This window comes from Shimia ponticola (genome assembly GCF_007995215.1).
GTDB classification, from domain to species: domain Bacteria; phylum Pseudomonadota; class Alphaproteobacteria; order Rhodobacterales; family Rhodobacteraceae; genus Shimia_B; species Shimia_B ponticola.
This window is the reverse complement of sequence record NZ_VCDK01000003.1, coordinates 182118-200887: the sequence shown is the minus strand read 5'-3', so window position 1 is coordinate 200887 and position 18770 is coordinate 182118. Positions and strand designations below refer to the sequence as shown.

The following is an 18770-nucleotide window of genomic DNA, read 5'->3' as shown; positions in this document are numbered from 1 at the left end:
TGCCATGACTTACACACTTGCTCAGATTGCCAAAGCCATCGGCCAAAGTGCGGTTGGGGACACGTCGCTGACGATTGAGTCAGTGGCTGAACCTGCTGCGGCCTCGCCTCAGCAATTGGCCTTGGCGTCGAACCCAAAATATGCCGAGGCACTTGCCCAAGGGCAGGCGCGTGCGGCACTTTTATGGGCCGACGCCGATTGGCAGGCGCTGGGTCTGGACGGTGCCATCCTTGTGGAACGGCCACGCTATGCCATGGCCACGGTCACCCGCCTGTATGACGGTAATTGGCGCCAAGGCGCGGGCGTTCATCCCAGCGCTTGGGTTGATCCGGGCGCAACGGTCGCAGATGACGCTGTCATCGGCCCGTTTTGCAGCATCGGCGCAGGTGCTGTCATCGGTACAGGCGCGGTTCTGGGCAGCCATGTCAGCATCGGGGCAGGCGTGCACATTGGCGATGATGCTACCGTTCGTGACGGTGTCCGCATTCTCTCGGGCACACAGATCGGTCACCGCTTTGTCGCGCAGCCGGGGGCTGTGATCGGTGGCGATGGCTTTTCGTTTGTGACGCCAGAGGTCTCTGCAGCTGAAACCGTCCGTGATACGCTTGGTGAACAGGGCGATAGCGCGGCGCAACCGTGGGAACGTATTCATTCGCTTGGGGGCGTTACCATTGGTGATGACGTGGAAATCGGCGCGAATTCCTGCATCGACGCAGGTACAATCCGGCCAACCGCCATCGGAAACGGGACCAAGATCGATAACCTCGTGCAGGTCGGACACAATGTCGACGTCGGTACAGATTGCCTTTTGTGCGGCATGGTGGGCATCGCCGGATCGGTTCAGATCGGCAATAACGTCATCTTGGGCGGACGCACCTGCGTGACTGACAACATCTTTCTTGGCGACCGCGTCGTTGCGGGCTTCGGCTCTGTCATCTTGTCGAATGTGCCGGCCGGACGCGTGATGATGGGCTATCCCGCCGTACAAATGAAACAGCATGTCGAAAGCTATAAGGTTCAGCGCAGGCTGCCTAATCTGGCCCGCGACGTTGCCGCGCTCAAGAAAGCGGTTTCAAACACCGCCAGCAGTGACTAAATCCACGCCATCCCAATGACGTGAGGATTTACCATGGCGCAACCGCAGACAGTCGAAGAACAGGTTCGCGGCATCTTGGCTGAACAAGCGATGCTCGATCTCGACGACGTGACCACGGAAAGCACGCTTGAGGACCTAGGATTGGATTCGCTTGGGCTGGTCGAGGTGATCTTTGCCATCGAAGAGACCTTTGACGTGCAAGTCCCCTTCAACGCCAATGAGCCCGACAAGAGCGAATTCGACATCTCGTCGGTGCAGAAAATCGTGGACGGCGTGCAATCCCTGATCGACGCCAAGACCTAACGATGCGGCGCGTTGTCATAACGGGGGCAGGGTCCATCAATGCTCTGGGCGCCAGCGCTTCCGAGACCATGAAAGCCATGCGCGAGGGGCGCTGTGGCATCGGAGAACTGGAATTCCCGAATGTCGACCGCCTGTCGATCCGCATCGGCGGTCAGGTGCGCGACTATGACGAGGCGGCCTTTTTCAATCGCCAACAGGTCGCTCTGTATGACCGATTTACACAGTTTGCGATGTTGTCTGCGCGCGAAGCGGTGCAGCAATCCGGGCTGACGTTTTCTGGCGACTTGGCCGCGCATTCCGGCGTGGTTCTTGGGACCGCTGCGGGCGGAATGAACACGTGGGAAGACAACTATCGCGCCGTCTACGAAGAGGGAAAGAATCGCGTTCACCCCTTTGTCGTGCCCAAACTGATGAACAACGCTGCCGCCAGCCATATCAGCATGGAATACAATCTGAAGGGTCCGTCCTTTACGGTGTCGACGGCGTGTTCCTCTTCGAACCATGCCATGGGGCAGGCTTTTCACATGATCCGCTCTGGGGCCTGCACGGCGATGATCACGGGTGGGTCGGAAAGCATGCTGACCTTCGGCGGGATCAAGGCGTGGGAAGGTCTGCGGGTGATGTCCAAAGACGCCTGTCGTCCGTTCAGCGGCAACCGAAACGGGATGGTGCAGGGCGAAGGCGCAGGGGTTTTTGTCTTCGAAGATTATGACCATGCCCGCGCACGCGGCGCTGATATCCTGGCTGAGGTGTCTGGCTTTGCTATGACATCTGATGCCGCAGATATCGTGATGCCGTCTCAGCAGGGCGCAGGCCGCGCTATTGCTGGTGCCTTGAAAGACGCGCGCATGTCTCCCGAGGAGGTCGGCTATATCAATGCGCATGGAACCGGCACGGCCGCGAACGACAAAACCGAATGCGCGGCGGTTGCCAATGTCTTTGGCGCGCATGCCGACAGCCTCATGATGTCATCGACCAAGTCGATGCACGGTCATTGCATCGGTGGAACCGGGGCCGTCGAGCTTTTGGCCTGTATCATGGCGCTGCGTGACGGCGTGATTGCCCCCACAATCGGCTATGAGGAACCGGATCCTGAATGTGCGTTGGATGTGGTGCCAAATGAGGCACGTGAGGTCGCCGTCACCGGCGCACTCAGCAACGCCTTTGCCTTTGGTGGCTTGAACGCAGTCTTGGCGCTGCGGAAGGTCTAGGCACAAAAAAGGGCGCCACGTGGGCGCCCATTTCCGTAATTTGATCCGGTATCACTGACGCGCGTCGATTGAATCGTATCCTGCCGTGAAACCAGTCAGCGACACGGTCAGGTTGACCCGTGTTTCTGGCGATCCGGCTGGCACGATGGTCAAGGTTCCGGCAGCACCGCGCTTCATGCTCTGGATGTCGTCAGCGGTGAAGCCAACGCGCGAAAAACACCCTTCGTTCGTGCAGAAGGTGAACGGGTAGCGCCGCGTTGCGCCGCTGTCGATACGCAGCGATACTTGCGCCGTCAGCAGTGTCGAAAGAGGGGTGATGATCGTTCCGCCCGCAACAGCTTCGCCACCATTGTCCAGTGGGAACATACTGATTTCCGCGACCGAGTTGCCTGCTTCGTCAAGCAGCAGCTGATAAAGCTGGCATGGATCCTGCTCTTCAGCGGTTGTGATGCAGCGCAATGCCCAATCGCCATGCTCTTCGAGCACGTATTCTTCGCCGATGGCGCGTCCTTCAACAATGGTTTCACCCAGGCTGATGCCGCTGGTTGCGGGGGCTGGAGCCTCTTCCGCGGTTGCGGTTTCTTGTGCCTGAACGGACGTTGCCATTGCCACAGCCGCAATGAACGCGACGGGTCGCAGTAATGCGAACATAATTTTCCCCACTCTACCTTGTTTTGCCCGCAATAGCATGCAGGCCGCAGGGTGTCAGGTGTGTATTTGAGGACCTTTCGGCAAGAACCCGCGTAGCAAGCGGTGCCCAAGAAAACATGCTGGTTTTCCAAAAGAAAAGGGCCCGTAAGAACGAGCCCTTTTCAAAATTGTTTTCTCTCCCCGTCGGACTAGCCGACTTATGGCGGTACGCTATGACGCACCGTTACAAAGATCAACAGCCATCTTCAGAAAAAAAACCGCCCCTTCAAAAAAAGGGCGGCCAGTCCAATAGGGAGGAAAAAACCAAGGTTTGCAACAACCAGACAACGCTCCGATTTGTGTGAACCCTGGCAGCAGCAGACTGGCACAGGGGTGTTAACAATGTATTGTGCGGCGTGAACGGAGCCGCGCAATGGCCCGAGGGACAGGAAGGGCAATGGGTATGGCCGGAATTTTTGTGGGCGGCGGTGGCGAAGGATATTCAGATCGTCAGGAATTGACGCTTGGATATGCCAATAGGCACGGGTTGATTGCCGGTGCGACCGGAACCGGGAAAACCGTGACGCTGCAAATCCTTGCCGAAGGCTTCTCAGCTGCGGGCGTGCCGGTCTTTCTTTCAGACGTCAAAGGCGACCTCTCCGGCATCGCGAAATCAGGCAGCGCGGAGTTCAAGCTTCATGACGCCTTCACAACCCGCGCGCAGAAGATCGGCTTTGACGACTATAGATACGACGCCTTTCCAGTAACCTTCTGGGATCTCTTCGGGGATCAGGGACATCCGGTGCGGACCACCGTGGCCGAGATGGGACCGCTTCTGATCTCGCGCCTGTTGGAGCTGACCGAGGCGCAAGAAGGCATCCTGAACATCGCCTTCCGTGTGGCGGACGAGCAGGGGCTTCCGGTTCTTGATCTCAAGGACCTGCAAGCGCTCTTGGTCTGGGTCGGAGAAAACCGCGAGGATCTTTCCCTGCGCTACGGCAATGTCTCGGTGGCCTCGATCGGTGCGATCCAGCGACGCTTGCTCGTGCTTGAAAACGAAGGCGGGGCCAAGCTTTTTGGTGAGCCTGCGTTGGAACTGGCAGACATCATGCGCACTGATGTGGATGGGCGCGGCCGGATCAACATTCTTGCCGCGGACAAGCTCATGGCCTCGCCGCGCCTTTATGCGACGTTCCTGCTATGGCTGTTGTCGGAACTCTTCGAAGAGCTGCCAGAAGTGGGTGATCCGGATAAACCCAAGCTGGTATTCTTCTTTGATGAGGCGCATCTGCTCTTCGAAGACGCACCCAAGGCGTTGGTCGACAAGGTCGAACAGGTGGCACGTCTGATCCGGTCCAAGGGCGTCGGTGTCTACTTCATCACCCAGAATCCCGCCGATGTCCCAGAAGACATCCTTGGCCAGCTAGGCAACCGCATCCAACACGCGCTGCGCGCCTTTACGGCGCGGGACAAAAAGAACCTGCGCGCCGCCGCCGACACTTACCGTCCCAATCCGCGTTTCGACACCGAGGAAGCCATTCGGGAGGTTGGCGTGGGTGAGGCCGTGACCTCGATGCTGATGAAAAAGGGGGTGCCGGGCATTGTCGAACGCACATTAATCCGCCCGCCGTCCTCACAACTTGGCCCGATCACAAAGGGCGAACGCGCCGACGTCATCGCGACAAGCCCCATCGCCGGAAAATACGAGGCATTGAAGGACCGCGAGAGCGCCTATGAAGTGCTCAAGGCGCGCGCCGACAAAGCCGCAGCCGAGGCCGAGGCCGCCGAGCAAAAGGAAGAAGAACAGGAGGCGGCCATGCGTGAATACAACGCTGGCCGCCGCTACTCTGGCAGCCGCGTAGGGCGCTCGACGTCGCGGCGCACGCGGCAGACCACCATTGGCGGAGCCATCGGTCAGGCCGTGATCAAAGAGCTTAAAGGAACCACAGGACGGCGCATTGTCCGCGGTATCCTTGGCGGCATGTTCAAAGGCCGCTGACCTGCAGCACTCACGTAAACGGTAAAGGAGATTACCATGGGACTTGGAAACATGCTGGGCGGATTGCTAGGCAACGCGGCAATGGATCAGGTGACCGCCAAACTGGGCGACCTGGGCATCGATGCGTCGGCGCTCGAAGGGCTCGACATTCCTGCAGTCATCGAACTGGTGCAGGAAAAAGGATTTGACCTGTCCATGCTCGAAGAGCTTGGCATTTCCGTCGAAGACGTCGTTGCCAAACTGACTGGTGGTGACGCCTAGAGCGGGCGCACCTTCAATTTGGTCAGGCGATTAGCGTCTTTCTCGACGACCTCGAACCGGAATCCGTGAAAGCTGAACGCCTGACCCACAGTTGGAATGATCTGCGCTTCGTGAATCACAAGGCCCGCAACGGTATTGGCCTCGTCATCGGGTAGGTTCCAATCATGTGCGCGGTTCAAGTCACGGATCGTCATGCCGCCATCGACAAGGTAATGACCGTCGGCGGTGCGCGCGACCTCGTCATCTTCATGGTCGAACTCATCCGCGATTTCGCCGACGATCTCTTCGAGAATATCTTCAAGGGTCAAAAGCCCCTGAAGCGATCCGTATTCATCCACCACCAGCGCAAAATGCGTCCGCCGGCGCAGGAACTCACGCATCTGGTCATCCAGCGTCGTGGTTTCCGGGACGAAATATGGCTCCATCGCGACGTCCATGACGTCAAAGTCTGATCCGTCCGGCCCGCGCACGAGCCGATCCATCGCCCGGGCGAGGTCTTTGGCGTGGATGACGCCAACGATGTTCTCTTGTTCATCGCGGAACAGCGGCAATCGCGTGTGACGCGACGCCAGGCACAGGCTCAGGATTTCATCCGGCGGAAGGCTGGCATCAATCATCTCGATCCCGGAGCGGTGCAGCATGATCTCTTCGACCGTACGTTCAGCCAGATCAAGCGCGCCCAGAATACGGTCGCGGTCTTCCTTTTCGACGACACCTTCCTGATGGCCGAGCGTCAGCGCTCCCGCAATCTCTTCGCGAACGGCAAGGATGTTACTGTTCGGGTCGATTTGCACACCGAAAATCCGCAACACGCCGCGCACTAGCACCCGCACCGCTGACACAATCGGCGCAAAAAGGCGCACGACAATCGAAATCGGCAGAGCGACGGCGCTTGCGGCGGTCTCGGAATTCGTGATGGCGTAGGTTTTTGGGAGAACCTCGGCAAAGATCAGAACAAGCAAGGTCATCACAAGCGTGGCCAGCGCAACGCCGCTTTCGCCAAAGACGCTCGTCAAAAGGGCGGTGGCCAACGACGTCGCCAAAATGTTGACGAGGTTGTTGCCCAACAGGACCGAGCCGATCAGCCGCTCGTTATCTTCGGTGATCTTCAAGGCGCGCGCGGCCCCCATGGACCCCTTATCGGCCTGTGCCCGCAGCTTGCCGCGCGAGGCAGCCGTCAGGGCCGTTTCGGAACCAGAAAAGAAACCTGACATCACCAAGAGCATGAGAATTGCGCCAGCGGTGATCCAGAAGGACGAGTCAAGAACAGGGGTAGGATCAGTCATGACGGTGATATGCTGCGGCAAACCGCCTGCGGCAAGGGGCGCTAGTCGTCTTTCGCCAGCGGGTGATGCGTCAGCACCAGGTCCTTGAGCCGTTCTTCCAGCACGTGGGTGTAAATTTCTGTCGTCGCCACATCGGCATGGCCCAGCAATGTCTGGATCGCGCGTAGGTCCGCGCCATTCTCAAGAAGGTGGGTCGCAAAGGCATGGCGCAAAGTATGGGGAGTGACCTTTTCAGGACTGACGCCACCGGTGACCGCAAGCTCTTTGATCAGCATGTAAAAGGCGTGACGCGTCAGGTGGCCCAGCTTTCCGCGCGAGGCAAAGAGAAATTTCGGCGATGGCCCGTCTTGGGCATCAAGATGTTGCAACCAAGCGGCCATTGCGTCGCGTGCCGGGTCCGACAGCGGCACCATGCGTTCCTTTCCGCCTTTGCCCCGGATGAGCAACATGCGCGGGTCCCCCCGTGCCGAAGACAGCGGCAGCGAAACAAGCTCTGTCACCCGCATCCCTGTCGCGTAGAGCAGTTCCATCAGGCAGGTCGTGCGCAATCGGATCGACTCCGACTTGCTATGGGTCCGGGCCGCTTGCAGGAGACGTTCGACTTCATCGAGGCTCAGCGTCTTAGGCAGGCGTTTTTCCCGCCCGGGGCCACGGATTTGGATCGCCGGATTGTCTGCGCGCAGGCCTTCCTCAAAGGCATATCGGTACAGCTGTTTGATCGACGACAGCCGCCGCGCACGCGTCGACTTGGCCAGCCCCTGTGCCTCGCAATGGATAAGATAAGCTTCGATATCTGCTTGCGTGGCAGTCGCGAAATCGAGGTTTCGGTTTGAAAACCAATCGACCACGTCCTTGAGGTCGCGGGCGTAGGCGGATTGCGTGTTTGCAGCGGCATCAAGCTCTGCCGCCTGTGCTTCGATAAAGCCCTGTATCCAGTGCAGGTCGTTCATGTCAGCAGCAGCATCTGAAGCGCGGTGCGTCTGGCGAGGTCTTCTAAGCCCATACCGCGCAGGGTCATCAGCGCGTCGCTCAATCGCGTGATGTCTCCCTGACGCGCCGCTTCGATGTCGGCCATCGCCGTCAGGATGTCCAACCCGAGCGCTGTGCCAGCATAGGGTTGAGGCGGCGTGATAAAACCTGCGTGCAAAGCGTTGCGCTTGGGGTCCGCTGGCGCCGCGAGTGCAGACGTGTCGCCAAGCGCGAGCGCGCGCGACAGGTCTGACGCCGATGCACTGCCGGAAATCGCTTCGTACTGACCAGACAAGGCAATAAGCCGTTGCGCCGCAGCGCCATCGGCGTGATCCAAAAGGTCCTCGGCAAACATCTCGGCCAAAGCGACGTCAAGCCCCATCGGGGCCAAGAGTGCGGTGGCATTTGCAGCCGCGTCTTCAATGGCCGCAGTGTCGTTCTGACCAAGCGCTCCGTCTAACGCCTGCACCGCAGCTGCACGATCCCAGACACCGCCTGACGCAGCCGGGACGCGCAAAGTGTAAAGGCCAAGCAATTGGTTGGGTGGGATCGCCCCCGCACTGGCAAGGCGTTCTGCGGCGTCAAGCTGTGCCTTCCACGCGACCTGCGGGCGCAAGTCGGCGACGGCGTAGGGCAATGGCAAATCGACCGTTGTCACCGGAGTGCCAATGGCCTCGCGCATGCGGAACGCCAGTGGGCTTGGGTTCGTCAAAGGCCCGGTGGGAAGCGCTGCGTCTGCGATTTCGGGGTCTAGAAACTGCGCCAGCAACAGGGCGTCTTCCGCGGGAATGTCGCCCAGCACTGCAGCCGTCTGGACCAAGACAGCAGCCGCAGACCAATCTCCGCCACGGGCGAGGCAAAAGACCCGCAAATCAAACGACACATCATCCGGAACCAATTGATCGGCGCGTGCGCAGACCTCATCGTCGGCTTCGGTCAAAAGGCCAAAGGCTGCAAAATCCGCGAATGCATCGGCTCTGAGGGCTTCAAGTTGTGCCAGCAGGGCCTGCGCCTCGGCCACGCGTCCGGTGCGGGCCAGCGCAACGGCGCGTTCTTGAAGAAAGGTTTCCGTATCAACGCCAGTCGGCGAAGTGGTCTGGGCCAGGAGCACACGCAACCGCAATTCCTGCTGCGCCGGCAAAAGCCGGTCAGGCAGCATGCGTATCGCTTCAATCACCGCGGTGCCATTTGCGCCGGACCACAATGTTTCGGGCAAGCCACTGACACCGGGGGCCAGCAAGCCAATGGCGCGCCCTTCAGTGGCGGAAAGCTCTGTGGATGTGATCGCAGGGGGCAGCCCGGTTGTGGTCACCGGCGCTTCAATCGGCGCGGTTATCCCGCCTTCTAGGGCTTCTTCAACGGGCAAATCATCCAACCAGTCGATTGCCGACAAGGGTGCATCACCAATGCCAGCCTCCAAGGCTTCGACAGCGGTGCCCACTGTGCTCTGACCCATGGCCGGGACCGCCATGCCCGCCGACATGGCAATGCCTGACAGCAAGTTACTCCAACGGAAACTCAAGAGGGATCACCACCGTGTTCTGCGGGGCCGCAAAGTCATTGCCAAAAAACGGACCAATATAGGCATAGCCGATCAAACCGATGGCCGCGAGCACACTCAGAACGACCACGAACTTGATCAGTCTCCAAATCATTTGCACCCTGCCTTTTGTTTGCCTCGGCCGGCCATCCTGCGATGCGCCACATTTTGCGAGCCTTATATATGGCCTTTTTCGGATATTCACGTCATTCAAAGAAGAAGAGCAAGTAATAAGCAGGACATGGCGCACGTGAACGCACAGCCGAACCCAGAACGCTTCGCCCTCAAGCGGACGATTGTCCTTGTTGGGATGATGGGCGCGGGCAAAACAGCGATTGGGCGCGCCTTGGCGGCGCGATTAGGTGCGCCCTTCAAAGACTCTGATCACGAGGTGGAATTGGCCGCCAATATGACCATTGCAGAGATTTTCGAACGCGATGGCGAGCCGTTCTTTCGCGATAAAGAAGCACAGGTCATCGCACGCCTGTTGGACGAAACGCCGTCGATCCTGTCGACAGGAGGTGGCGCATTCCTGCGTGATGACACCAAAGCCGCAATTGCCGAGCGCGGGTTGTCGGTCTGGCTTGAGGCCGATCTGGAACTGCTGTGGGAACGCGTGCGGCACAAAGATACGCGCCCCTTGCTGCGGACGCCCGATCCAAAGGCCACTCTTGCGCGGATTATGGCCGAACGGGTGCCGCATTATGCGCAAGCCGGGCTCGCCGTTGCCGCAGATCCCAAGTATTCGATCGAAGACATGACAGATGCCGTCATCGCGGCTTTGTCCGCGCGCCCCGACGTCCTGGAGGTTCAAAATGCGTGAAACCGTGCATGTGCCCTTGGGGGACCGCGCCTATGATGTGCTGATCGGTACTGGCCTTTTGACTTCGGCCGGGGATTTGATCGCACCGCTTCTGAGACGTCCACGTGTGGCGATCATTACCGATGAAACCGTCGCGCCGTTGCATCTGGCGACACTGGAAAAAGCGCTCGACGGCGCCGGTATCACGCATTCCGCACTGACGCTGCCTGCTGGGGAAGCCACCAAATCATGGGGGCCACTGTCGCAGAGCGTCGAATGGCTTCTGGCTGAAAAGATCGAGAGAAATGATGCTGTCATCGCCTTTGGCGGTGGAGTCATTGGCGATCTGGTGGGATTTGCGGCTGCGATCCTGCGGCGGGGCGTGCGCTATATCCAGATTCCAACAACCTTGCTCGCACAGGTCGACAGTTCGGTTGGTGGGAAAACCGCAATCAATGCGCCCCAGGGCAAGAATCTGATCGGGGCCTTTCACCAACCGTCACTGGTCTTGGCGGATGTCGAGGCGCTTGGCACGCTCACGCGGCGCGATTTTCTGGCTGGCTATGGCGAAGTCATGAAATACGGCCTTTTGGGCGACGCGGGCTTTTTCGAATGGTTGGAGGCGAACGCGCCAGCCATGGCCGACGGTGACGTGGAAAAACGCATCCATGCCGTAAAGCGGTCGGTTCAGATGAAGGCCGATATCGTTGCCCGAGACGAAACCGAACAGGGTGACCGTGCGCTTTTGAACCTTGGCCACACGTTCTGCCACGCGCTTGAGAACGCAACCGGCTATTCAGATCGTCTGCTCCATGGCGAAGGCGTGGCCATTGGCTGCGCGATGGCAGCTGATCTTTCATCGCGTTTGGGCCTGTCGCCACAAGAGGACCCAAGCCGCGTTCAGGCGCATCTTCACGAGATGGGCATGCGCGCGCGGCTGTCTGATATTCCGGGTGATCTACCTGACGCAGCCGCGTTGCTGGAACTGATGGGGCAGGACAAAAAGGTTATCGACGGCAAGCTGCGTTTCATCTTGATGCGTGGCATCGGCAACGCATTTGTTACCTCGGACGTCGCATCAGAAGCCGTGCTCGATGTCATCCGGGACGCCGCGTGACACCGCGTTTGGGTGTTGCGCTGGCCTTGGGGCTGGCTCTTGGGCTGCTCAGTGCCTGCAGCCCGCCGCGCATCCCTGTAGCTGCGCCGCCCAACCCGGATGCAACGCTGCAAGATGTGCATGTCATCACGACCCAACCCGAGGGGCAACTTGACGGGTTCTTTGGATCAGAACGTGAAGGTGATCGGCGGTTTGGTCGGGTCACGGTGTCGATCCCGCCAAAGCACGTGGCAGGAGAAATCGAGTGGCCCCGAGGCGTGCCGGACAGCAACAAGCATTTCACTGTTGCTGACATCAAAGAGTTCTCGTCCGAACGCGCGATGCACGCTGACATTCGCGCCCGGCGCGAAACGGTCATGTTCGTGCACGGTTTCAACAACAACGTGGCCGAAGCCGTGTTTCAGACGGCTCAGATCCGAGAGGATTTTGGCATCACGTCCCCGACGGTTGCCTTCGCGTGGCCATCCGCCGCCGACCTGCGGGGTTACTTGTATGATCGGGACTCGGTGCTTTTTGCACGTCGTGATTTCCGCATGTCGCTGCGCAACCTGTCACGGTCGGAGGGCGAGGTTCTGATCATTGCACATTCCATGGGTGCGCTCTTGGTGATGGAGGCGCTGCGCGATCTGGCGCAACGCGGGGACCGCGCCACGCTGGCGCGGGTGTCAGGGCTGATCCTGATTTCGCCGGACATTGATCCCGACGTATTCCGTCGGCAGGTGGATGAAATCCAAGAGGCGGTTCCGCTGCCCAATCCCTTTGTGGTGTTCGTGGCTCAGCAGGATCAAGCCCTTCGGATATCTTCGCTCTTTACCGGCGGACGCAATCGGTTGGGAACGCTGACCTCTGCCGAGGATGTGGCTGGTTTGCCCGTCACCCTGATCGACCTGACAGCCTTCGGTGAAACCAGAAGCCTGAACCACCAGATCATCTTGGAGTCGCCCTCTGCCATCGCTCTGCTGCGGCGTCTGCGGGACGGGGATGAAACGGCTCTGCCGCTTCTGACGCCGTTTATCGTGTCCGATAACGGACGCGCCCGCGACCTTGCCGGACGCGGGCGCTAGGATCGCAACTGCGACCCATGTCTGACGACCTGCGGACGCGCAGGTGTGGCAACTGACTTAGAACGGGATCTCGTCGTCGATATCCGCAGCCGGGGCAGGGGACGAATAGCCACCGCCGCCACCTTGGCCGCCTCCGTAACCGCCACCGCCGCCTTGACTGTAGCCGCCACCAGAGGACCCGCCGCCAACCTGATCATAGCCACCCCCCTGACGATCATTCCGACCGTCCAACATGGTGAGTTCAGACTGATAGGGGCGCAGCACAACCTCGGTCGAGTAGCGGTCCTGACCGTTCTGATCCTGCCACTTGCGGGTTTCCAGCTTGCCTTCGATATAGACCTTGGAGCCTTTGCGCAGGTACTGCTCTGCAACGCGGGCCAAAGGTTCGCTAAAGATCGCAACCGTGTGCCATTCGGTCCGCTCACGGCGTTCCCCGGTGTTGCGATCCTTCCAGTTTTCAGACGTTGCGATCCGCAAATTGCAGACCTTGCCACCGTTCTGGAACGTGCGCACCTCTGGGTCAGCACCCAGATTGCCGATCAGGATGACTTTGTTAACCGACCCGGCCATGGCGGACCTCCTTGATTCTCATGTCGTCGTTTTGATGCAAATCTTGCGTATTTGTGGGTTAAAGGCGGGTAAATGTCCATCTACGGTGGTGCAATCCCGCCCAAATCCTATATGTTGTCCACAGAAAATGGGGCGAGCAGATGCGTTACCTAGTGGCAGCTTTTGTGGTGTCGTGTGTGGCGACAGGCGTTTTGGCGCAACAGACGACGTCGACCAAATCCAGAACCTCAATCTTTAAATCCCAGTTGGACGTTCTCGATAACCGCGCATCGGCGCAGTATTCGAACTCGGTCCGCCTAAAGCCCAAGCCCATCGTTGTTCCGTCCAAATTCGCAACGCCTGGATACAACGGCAAATACCGTGGCCCGTATTTGCAAATGGCGCGCGACGCCGCCCGCCGTCATGGCATTCCAGAGGATTTGTTCCTGCGGCTTGTCAATCAAGAGAGTCGTTGGAACCCTAAGGCCAAAAGCCACGCCGGTGCCTACGGTCTAGCCCAGTTGATGCCCGGCACCGCCAAGTATCTTGGTGTCGATCCCAAAGACCCCAAGCAAAATCTCGAAGGCGGCGCCCGCTACCTCAAAGAGCAATACGTAAAGTTCCGCGACTGGCGCCTCGCGCTCGCCGCCTACAACGCCGGACCTCACAGGGTCGAGCAGTACGGCGGCATTCCCCCGTTCAGGGAAACGCAGAACTACGTGAAGATCATCATGGGGTCATGATCGTCCTATGCGCTCGCTGAGAAGGTCACTTATCGTTTGGGCCATCCTGATCGCCTTTGTATGGATCGTCCTTCATCTGCTTGCCGACGCAGAGACAATTGACAACGCTGGTCCCATCCGCTGGGTGATCATTATCTGCATGTCGGCTTGGGCTGTTTACGATCTTTTCCAAATCTGGTGGAGCAAGCGTTAAGTCGCTCGGCTCTGTATCCCACCTAGAGGCCGCCGGGCTCCCCAAAATTGACTCACTCTTTTGTGCTCGCCAGACTGGTGCGCAATGTTGGGGGGACAAATATGCTAAGAAACGTCATGCTGGCCGGAGCCGCAATTCTACTATCCGGATGCGAAGTACCGGTGATGATTGCCGCCGCCCAGAACGATGGCCAGATGACTGGCGCCTTCGAGATCACCTTTCCCGCCATGATGCTGGTGCAGTTTGATGATGGCAGCGAGGAACTTTTGCCCGGTGAACTACGCGGTCACGCCAACGGATCAGCAGAGTACACGGTTACGGGGCCGACATGGGGGACGTGCGAAGGCAAGGTGACCCGTGCGGGCGACATAGACATGACCTGTGACGGCGGCGTCGCGATCAAGATGAATGTCGGCGCGCAACGACCAAAAATGTCTGGCGTCAATGTTGCCAGCGGTGTGGCGCTTGGCACACCTTACAAATCTGCGTTTGGTTGGGGCAAGAGCGGTACAGAAGCCGCCGTTCGCGCTGCTTTAGAGTAGCAAGCGTGAAGGTTACGCACCGCAAATGGCAGGCGCGTAACCAAGATTTGCTTTACTCTGCTGCAACCTTAATCACAGGGTTCATCCGCGCGAGAATATCGTCGGCCAGATGGCACTTTACCTGATGCCCTTCGGCCAGGTGACGCACCGGCGGCACTTCCTTCTCACATAGGCCACCCGGCACTTCCGATTTCCAACGGCACCGTGTTTGGAATGGGCAACCCGAAGGCGGGTTCATGGCCGACGGAATGTCGCCTTCCAGAACGATGTGCTCTTTTTCAACGCTGGTATCCGCGATGGGCACCGCGCTCAGCAGCGCCTCGGTATAGGGGTGATAGGGAGGGGCAAAGACCTGATCCGTGCTGCCCATCTCAACCACATGGCCCAGATACATCACCATCACCCGGTCGCTGAGATAGCGCACAATTGACAGGTCGTGGCTGATAAACAGCAGTGTGGTTTTGTGTTCCCGCTGAATTTCCATCAACAGGTCCGTCACCGCCGCCTGAACCGACACATCAAGCGCCGACACAGGTTCGTCGGCGACCACGATTTTCGCGTCTCCTGCAAAGGCGCGCGCAATGCCAACGCGTTGCTTCTGACCGCCTGACAATTGCCGTGGCATCCGGTCTGCAAAGGCACGCGGAAGCTTCACGAGATCAAGCAGCTCCAGCATCCGCTGCCGCCGGGCATCGACCGTGTCACCCACGCCAAAGATTTCCAAGGCGCGCATGATCTGGCTGCCCACCGTCATCGACGGGTTCAGCGTATCGAACGGATTCTGAAACACCATCTGCACGTTTTTGACGGTGTCAGTGCTGCGTTCCTGAATTGGAATGCTCTCAATGCCCTGATTGAGCATCGTGATCGACCCGTCTGTCGCCGTCTCGAGCCCCATCAGCACCTTGGCAAAGGTCGATTTCCCGCAACCGGACTCGCCCACAATGGCCAGAGTCTCGGATTCACGCGCCTCGAATGACAGCGTCTCGTTGGCCTTGACGACCTTCTTGCCGCCCCCGCCAAACATCGCATTGGCTGCGACCTCGTAGTATTTCTTCAGATTGTCCATCTTCAGAACAACATCGCCGGGCTTTGCCTTTTCCTTGGCGTCCGTGACGACCATCGGTGCGTCCCAGTCGATCTCGGTCCACTTGAGACACCGCGACCCGTGGCGGTCATCACCCGGCACCTCTGACATCTTGATGTCGCCTGCATCACAGCGCCCACCTTCAAAATAATCGCAGCGCGGGCCGAAGTTACAGCCGGGCGGACGTTCGTGGGGTAGGGGGAAGTTCCCGGGAATGGCTTTGAGCGGCCGCGCGTTCTTGTCGGCGCCCGGCAGCGGGATCGAGCGGAACAGCGCCTGAGTATAGGGGTGCCGCATGTTGTCGAATACATCCGCAATTGAGCCGGTCTCAACCGCTTCGCCCGAATACATCACGCAAATCCGGTCACAGGTTTCCAGCACCAGACCAAGGTTGTGCGAGATAAACAGCATCGACGTGCCGTATTTCTTGCCCAGATCTTTCACCAGCTCGACCACAGCGGCTTCGACCGTCACGTCGAGAGCCGTTGTCGGCTCATCAAGGATCAAGAGCGACGGCTTCGACATCAAGGCCATAGCGATCACGATCCGCTGTTGCTGACCACCCGAAAGCTGATGCGGGAAACTGTCCAGCATCCGTTTGGGGTCCGGCAGCTTCACATCCGTCACCACCTCAAGCGCGCGGTCATAGGCTTCTTTCTCGCTGACCCCTTCGTGGATCATCGGCACTTCCATCAGCTGCTTGCCGATTTTCATCGCCGGGTTGAGCGAGGCCATCGGTTCCTGATAGATCATCGCGATCTCAGAGCCGCGAATGTCGCGCAGCTCTTCCTGGCTCATCTCGTTCAGGTCACGGCCCTTGAACTTGATCGACCCGCCGACGATCCGACCATTGACGCCCAGATCCTGCATGACGCCGAGCGCGACGGTCGATTTCCCACAGCCGGATTCGCCCACAAGGCCCATCGCTTCGCCTGGTTGCACGACGCAACTGAAATCCATGACCGCAGGAATTTCGCGCAGCCGGGTAAAGAACGAAATCGACAGTTGATCGATTTCCAGGATTGGCCCGTCATAATCCCACTTTGCCATCCCTCGTCTCCTTGTTCTTCATCTTTCCAGAATAACTCCGGGGGGTGTGGGGGGCTGGCCCCCCACCTCCCGAGGTTGGCAATTAATCCCGCAGGCTCTCTTCCCGCAGGCCGTCGGCCAGCAGGTTCAGACCCAGCACCAACGTCACAAGCGCGACAGCCGGTACAATGGCGGGGTGGGGGAAGGCGCTCAGAAGGCGGCGACCGGCGTTAATGGTCGTGCCCCAGTCCGGGCTTTCCGGCGGCAGACCCAGACCAAAGAAGCCAAGTGTTCCCAGGAGGATCGTGGTGTAGCCAATCCGCAGGCAGAAATCGACGATCAGTGGCCCACGTGCATTGGGAAGGATTTCCCAAAGCATGATGTACCACGGACCTTCACCGCGCGTTTGCGCTGCCGCCACATAATCCCGTGTCTGGATATCAAGCGCGAGGCCGCGCACGATCCGGAACACGGTAGGCGAGTTCACGAAAACCACCGACACGAACACGATGAGGATACCGCCCGCGACGTCAAACCCGTCCAGCGCACCCATAAAGTTCACCGGCGTGTTCGACTGCGAAATCAGCGACAGATAGAGCCAACCACCAACACCGACGATCGCCGCCACCATGATGTTGCGCTTCTGTGGTTGGGTGAAGAACCGGCTGTTGAACAGGATCACCAAGAAGATGATCGGGAACAGGAACAGCACCATCGCCATATAGGTCGGCAGACCTGTCGCCACGATCTCTGGTGTGACCAGCAGATAGAACAGCAGGATCACCGGGAAGGCGAGGATCAGGTTCGCAAGGAACGACAGGACCGTGTCGAACTTGCCGCCAAAATAACCGGCTGGCAGACCCAGTGTGATGCCGACCATGAACGCAAAGAGCGTCGCAAAAGGTGCGATTGTTACAACGATCTGGCTGCCCTTGACCATGCGGCTGAACACATCCCGCGCCAACGCGTCACCGCCCAGCAGATAATGTTCAAAGATGCCCTCATCTGCCCCGCTGACGGGTGTGCCCGGCACCTTGTTCTTCATGGACGAAATCTGTGCCAGCGGATCATGGGTCATGATCAGATCGGCGAAAATCGCCGTGAACACCCAGAACATGACCAATGCATAGCCAACCATACCGATGGGGCTGTCGAACAGCTTGCCATACAGGCCCAGCTTGCGCTTGAACATGATCGACACCGTGAAGGTGAGGAACAGGGCAATCCAGACCGGGATGAACTGGATCAGAATTTGCGTGATAATGGCGCCCCAGCTTAACAATTCCATGATGGGACCTCCTTAGCTCACACGAATACGGGGGTTGAGGAAGACATAGCCGATGTCACTGATCAGCTGGGTCAACAGAACCACGACGACAGCTACAACCGAACAGGCCAGCAGCAGGTCAATGTCATTGTTCCCGGCGGCCTGAACCAGAAGCCAGCCGAAGCCCTTGTAGTTAAACAGCGTCTCAACGATCACCACGCCGTTCAACAGCCATGGGATTTGAAGCATGATCACTGTGAACGGTGCAATCAGCGCGTTACGCAGGGCATGTTTCAAGACGATGTTGCGGAAGCTCACACCTTTCAGGCGGGCTGTCCGGATGTATTGCGCTGTCATGACTTCGGCCATCGAAGCCCGTGTCATCCGCGCGATGTAGCCAAGGCCATATAGCGAGATGGTGATGACAGGCAGGAAAAAGTTTTCGAAGTTCGCGCTTTCCATGGCACTGGTGGCCGACCCTTTGAAGATCCGGCCGAAGCCGGCAGAGGATGCAAAGAGCGCAATAAAGATAACACCCGACACGTATTCAGGTGTCGCGGTAAAGGTGATCGCCGTGGTCGACAGGGTGCGGTCTGTGCGCGACCCTTCACGCATGCCCGACAAGACGCCGAAGATCAGCGCGCCTGGAACCATCACAAGCATCACCCAGAACATCAGGTATCCGGTCAGGCCCAAACGTTTCCAGACGATCTCGGAGACATCGTCTTTGAAAACGGTCGAAAAGCCCCAGTTGCCCTGCAGAAGTCCGCAGTATTCGGGGGTTTCTTCAACAGGAACGCCGGGACGCACACACCGGCCAACGACCGAGCCATCCTCTTTCACCGTTTTGAACCCGGGCTTCACTCCCAACCATTCGGCGTATTTGTACATCGTCGGCTGAAGATACCCGCGATCTCCAAGGTAGCTGGCGACCTCGGCTTCCGTCATACGGAAGTTACCCTGAGTTTTGGCAAGTTTTTCCAGGTTTGGACCCAGATTGGTCAGGAAAAAAACGATGAACGTCAGGCATAGTGCCGTCAGCAGCATCACCCCCGACCTGCGAAGGATAAACAGTCCCATTT

At 58.8% G+C, this 18770-nt stretch carries 19 protein-coding genes; 10 read left to right on the top strand and 9 right to left on the bottom strand.

Features of this window, described 5'->3' with window-relative positions; genetic code table 11:
• The first annotated feature begins 4 nt into the window (after positions 1-4).
• Genes lpxD through FE702_RS04420 form a run of 3 tightly spaced genes read left to right on the top strand, consistent with a single transcriptional unit; the run spans position 5 to position 2610 of the window.
• On the top strand, positions 5-1096 hold the full coding sequence (lpxD, locus tag FE702_RS04430) for a UDP-3-O-(3-hydroxymyristoyl)glucosamine N-acyltransferase (protein ID WP_147125062.1): 1092 nt from the start codon (positions 5-7) through the stop codon (positions 1094-1096).
• Positions 1097-1129: 33 nt separating this feature from the next.
• Positions 1130-1399, top strand: coding sequence for an acyl carrier protein (locus FE702_RS04425; RefSeq protein WP_147125061.1), 270 nt, complete (start codon positions 1130-1132; stop codon positions 1397-1399).
• Positions 1400-1401: 2 nt separating this feature from the next.
• The gene (locus FE702_RS04420) at positions 1402-2610 is read left to right on the top strand and encodes a beta-ketoacyl-[acyl-carrier-protein] synthase family protein (protein WP_147125060.1); all 1209 of its coding nucleotides are present in this window, start codon (positions 1402-1404) and stop codon (positions 2608-2610) included.
• Between the two features lie 51 nt (positions 2611-2661).
• On the opposite strand, the gene FE702_RS04415 is transcribed toward FE702_RS04420, so the two are convergent.
• A complete protein-coding gene (locus tag FE702_RS04415; protein WP_147125059.1) occupies positions 2662-3261 on the bottom strand; it encodes an invasion associated locus B family protein in 600 nt (199 codons plus the stop codon).
• Positions 3262-3703: 442 nt separating this feature from the next.
• On the opposite strand from FE702_RS04415, the gene FE702_RS04410 reads away from it, so the two are divergent.
• Both FE702_RS04410 and FE702_RS04405 read left to right on the top strand, forming a co-directional pair.
• The gene (locus FE702_RS04410; protein ID WP_147125058.1) at positions 3704-5239 is read left to right on the top strand and encodes a helicase HerA-like domain-containing protein; all 1536 of its coding nucleotides are present in this window, start codon (positions 3704-3706) and stop codon (positions 5237-5239) included.
• 36 nt (positions 5240-5275) lie between these two features.
• A complete protein-coding gene (locus FE702_RS04405) occupies positions 5276-5500 on the top strand; it encodes a hypothetical protein (protein ID WP_147125057.1) in 225 nt (74 codons plus the stop codon).
• Here the strand turns inward: FE702_RS04405 and FE702_RS04400 are convergent.
• The 4 genes from FE702_RS04400 to FE702_RS18530 are packed head-to-tail and all read right to left on the bottom strand — an operon-like array spanning position 5497 to position 9410.
• Positions 5497-6786 carry an HlyC/CorC family transporter gene (locus FE702_RS04400; RefSeq protein WP_147125056.1) on the bottom strand — a complete coding sequence of 430 codons (1290 nt, stop codon included), beginning with the start codon at positions 6784-6786 and terminating at the stop codon, positions 5497-5499. The two genes, FE702_RS04405 and FE702_RS04400, sit on opposite strands and share 4 nt — an antisense overlap.
• A gap of 41 nt (positions 6787-6827) precedes the next feature.
• Positions 6828-7736, bottom strand: a complete 909-nt coding sequence (locus FE702_RS04395; protein WP_147125055.1) for a site-specific tyrosine recombinase XerD — start codon at positions 7734-7736, stop codon at positions 6828-6830.
• Positions 7733-9211, bottom strand: a complete 1479-nt coding sequence (locus FE702_RS04390; protein WP_147125054.1) for a hypothetical protein — start codon at positions 9209-9211, stop codon at positions 7733-7735. Before FE702_RS04390 ends, FE702_RS04395 begins: the two co-directional genes overlap by 4 nt.
• Before the next feature lie 46 nt (positions 9212-9257).
• A complete protein-coding gene (locus tag FE702_RS18530; RefSeq protein ID WP_186827054.1) occupies positions 9258-9410 on the bottom strand; it encodes a hypothetical protein in 153 nt (50 codons plus the stop codon).
• A gap of 126 nt (positions 9411-9536) precedes the next feature.
• Between FE702_RS18530 and FE702_RS04385 the strand changes: the two genes are divergently transcribed.
• The 3 genes from FE702_RS04385 to FE702_RS04375 are packed head-to-tail and all read left to right on the top strand — an operon-like array spanning position 9537 to position 12278.
• Complete coding sequence (locus tag FE702_RS04385) at positions 9537-10118, top strand: shikimate kinase (protein WP_147125053.1); 582 nt, start codon at positions 9537-9539, stop codon at positions 10116-10118.
• Positions 10111-11214 carry a 3-dehydroquinate synthase gene (aroB, locus tag FE702_RS04380; RefSeq protein ID WP_147125052.1) on the top strand — a complete coding sequence of 368 codons (1104 nt, stop codon included), beginning with the start codon at positions 10111-10113 and terminating at the stop codon, positions 11212-11214. The genes FE702_RS04385 and aroB overlap by 8 nt, the downstream gene beginning before the upstream one ends.
• Positions 11211-12278: an alpha/beta hydrolase gene (locus FE702_RS04375; protein WP_147125051.1), complete on the top strand. Its 1068-nt coding sequence runs from the start codon at positions 11211-11213 to the stop codon at positions 12276-12278. The genes aroB and FE702_RS04375 overlap by 4 nt, the downstream gene beginning before the upstream one ends.
• Before the next feature lie 57 nt (positions 12279-12335).
• Here FE702_RS04375 and ssb read toward each other — a convergent pair whose 3' ends face one another.
• A complete protein-coding gene (ssb, locus tag FE702_RS04370; protein ID WP_147125050.1) occupies positions 12336-12848 on the bottom strand; it encodes a single-stranded DNA-binding protein in 513 nt (170 codons plus the stop codon).
• 140 nt (positions 12849-12988) lie between these two features.
• On the opposite strand from ssb, the gene FE702_RS04365 reads away from it, so the two are divergent.
• A complete protein-coding gene (locus FE702_RS04365; RefSeq protein WP_147125049.1) occupies positions 12989-13570 on the top strand; it encodes a lytic transglycosylase domain-containing protein in 582 nt (193 codons plus the stop codon).
• Between the two features lie 294 nt (positions 13571-13864).
• Complete coding sequence (locus FE702_RS04360) at positions 13865-14305, top strand: hypothetical protein (RefSeq protein WP_147125048.1); 441 nt, start codon at positions 13865-13867, stop codon at positions 14303-14305.
• Positions 14306-14357: 52 nt separating this feature from the next.
• Here FE702_RS04360 and FE702_RS04355 read toward each other — a convergent pair whose 3' ends face one another.
• The 3 genes from FE702_RS04355 to FE702_RS04345 all read right to left on the bottom strand — a co-directional run bounded on the left by FE702_RS04355 (position 14358) and on the right by FE702_RS04345 (position 18768).
• Positions 14358-16442 carry a dipeptide ABC transporter ATP-binding protein gene (locus tag FE702_RS04355; protein ID WP_147125047.1) on the bottom strand — a complete coding sequence of 695 codons (2085 nt, stop codon included), beginning with the start codon at positions 16440-16442 and terminating at the stop codon, positions 14358-14360.
• A gap of 82 nt (positions 16443-16524) precedes the next feature.
• A complete protein-coding gene (locus FE702_RS04350; RefSeq protein WP_147125046.1) occupies positions 16525-17709 on the bottom strand; it encodes an ABC transporter permease in 1185 nt (394 codons plus the stop codon).
• A gap of 12 nt (positions 17710-17721) precedes the next feature.
• On the bottom strand, positions 17722-18768 hold the full coding sequence (locus FE702_RS04345) for an ABC transporter permease (RefSeq protein ID WP_147125045.1): 1047 nt from the start codon (positions 18766-18768) through the stop codon (positions 17722-17724).
• Positions 18769-18770 lie beyond the last annotated feature (2 nt).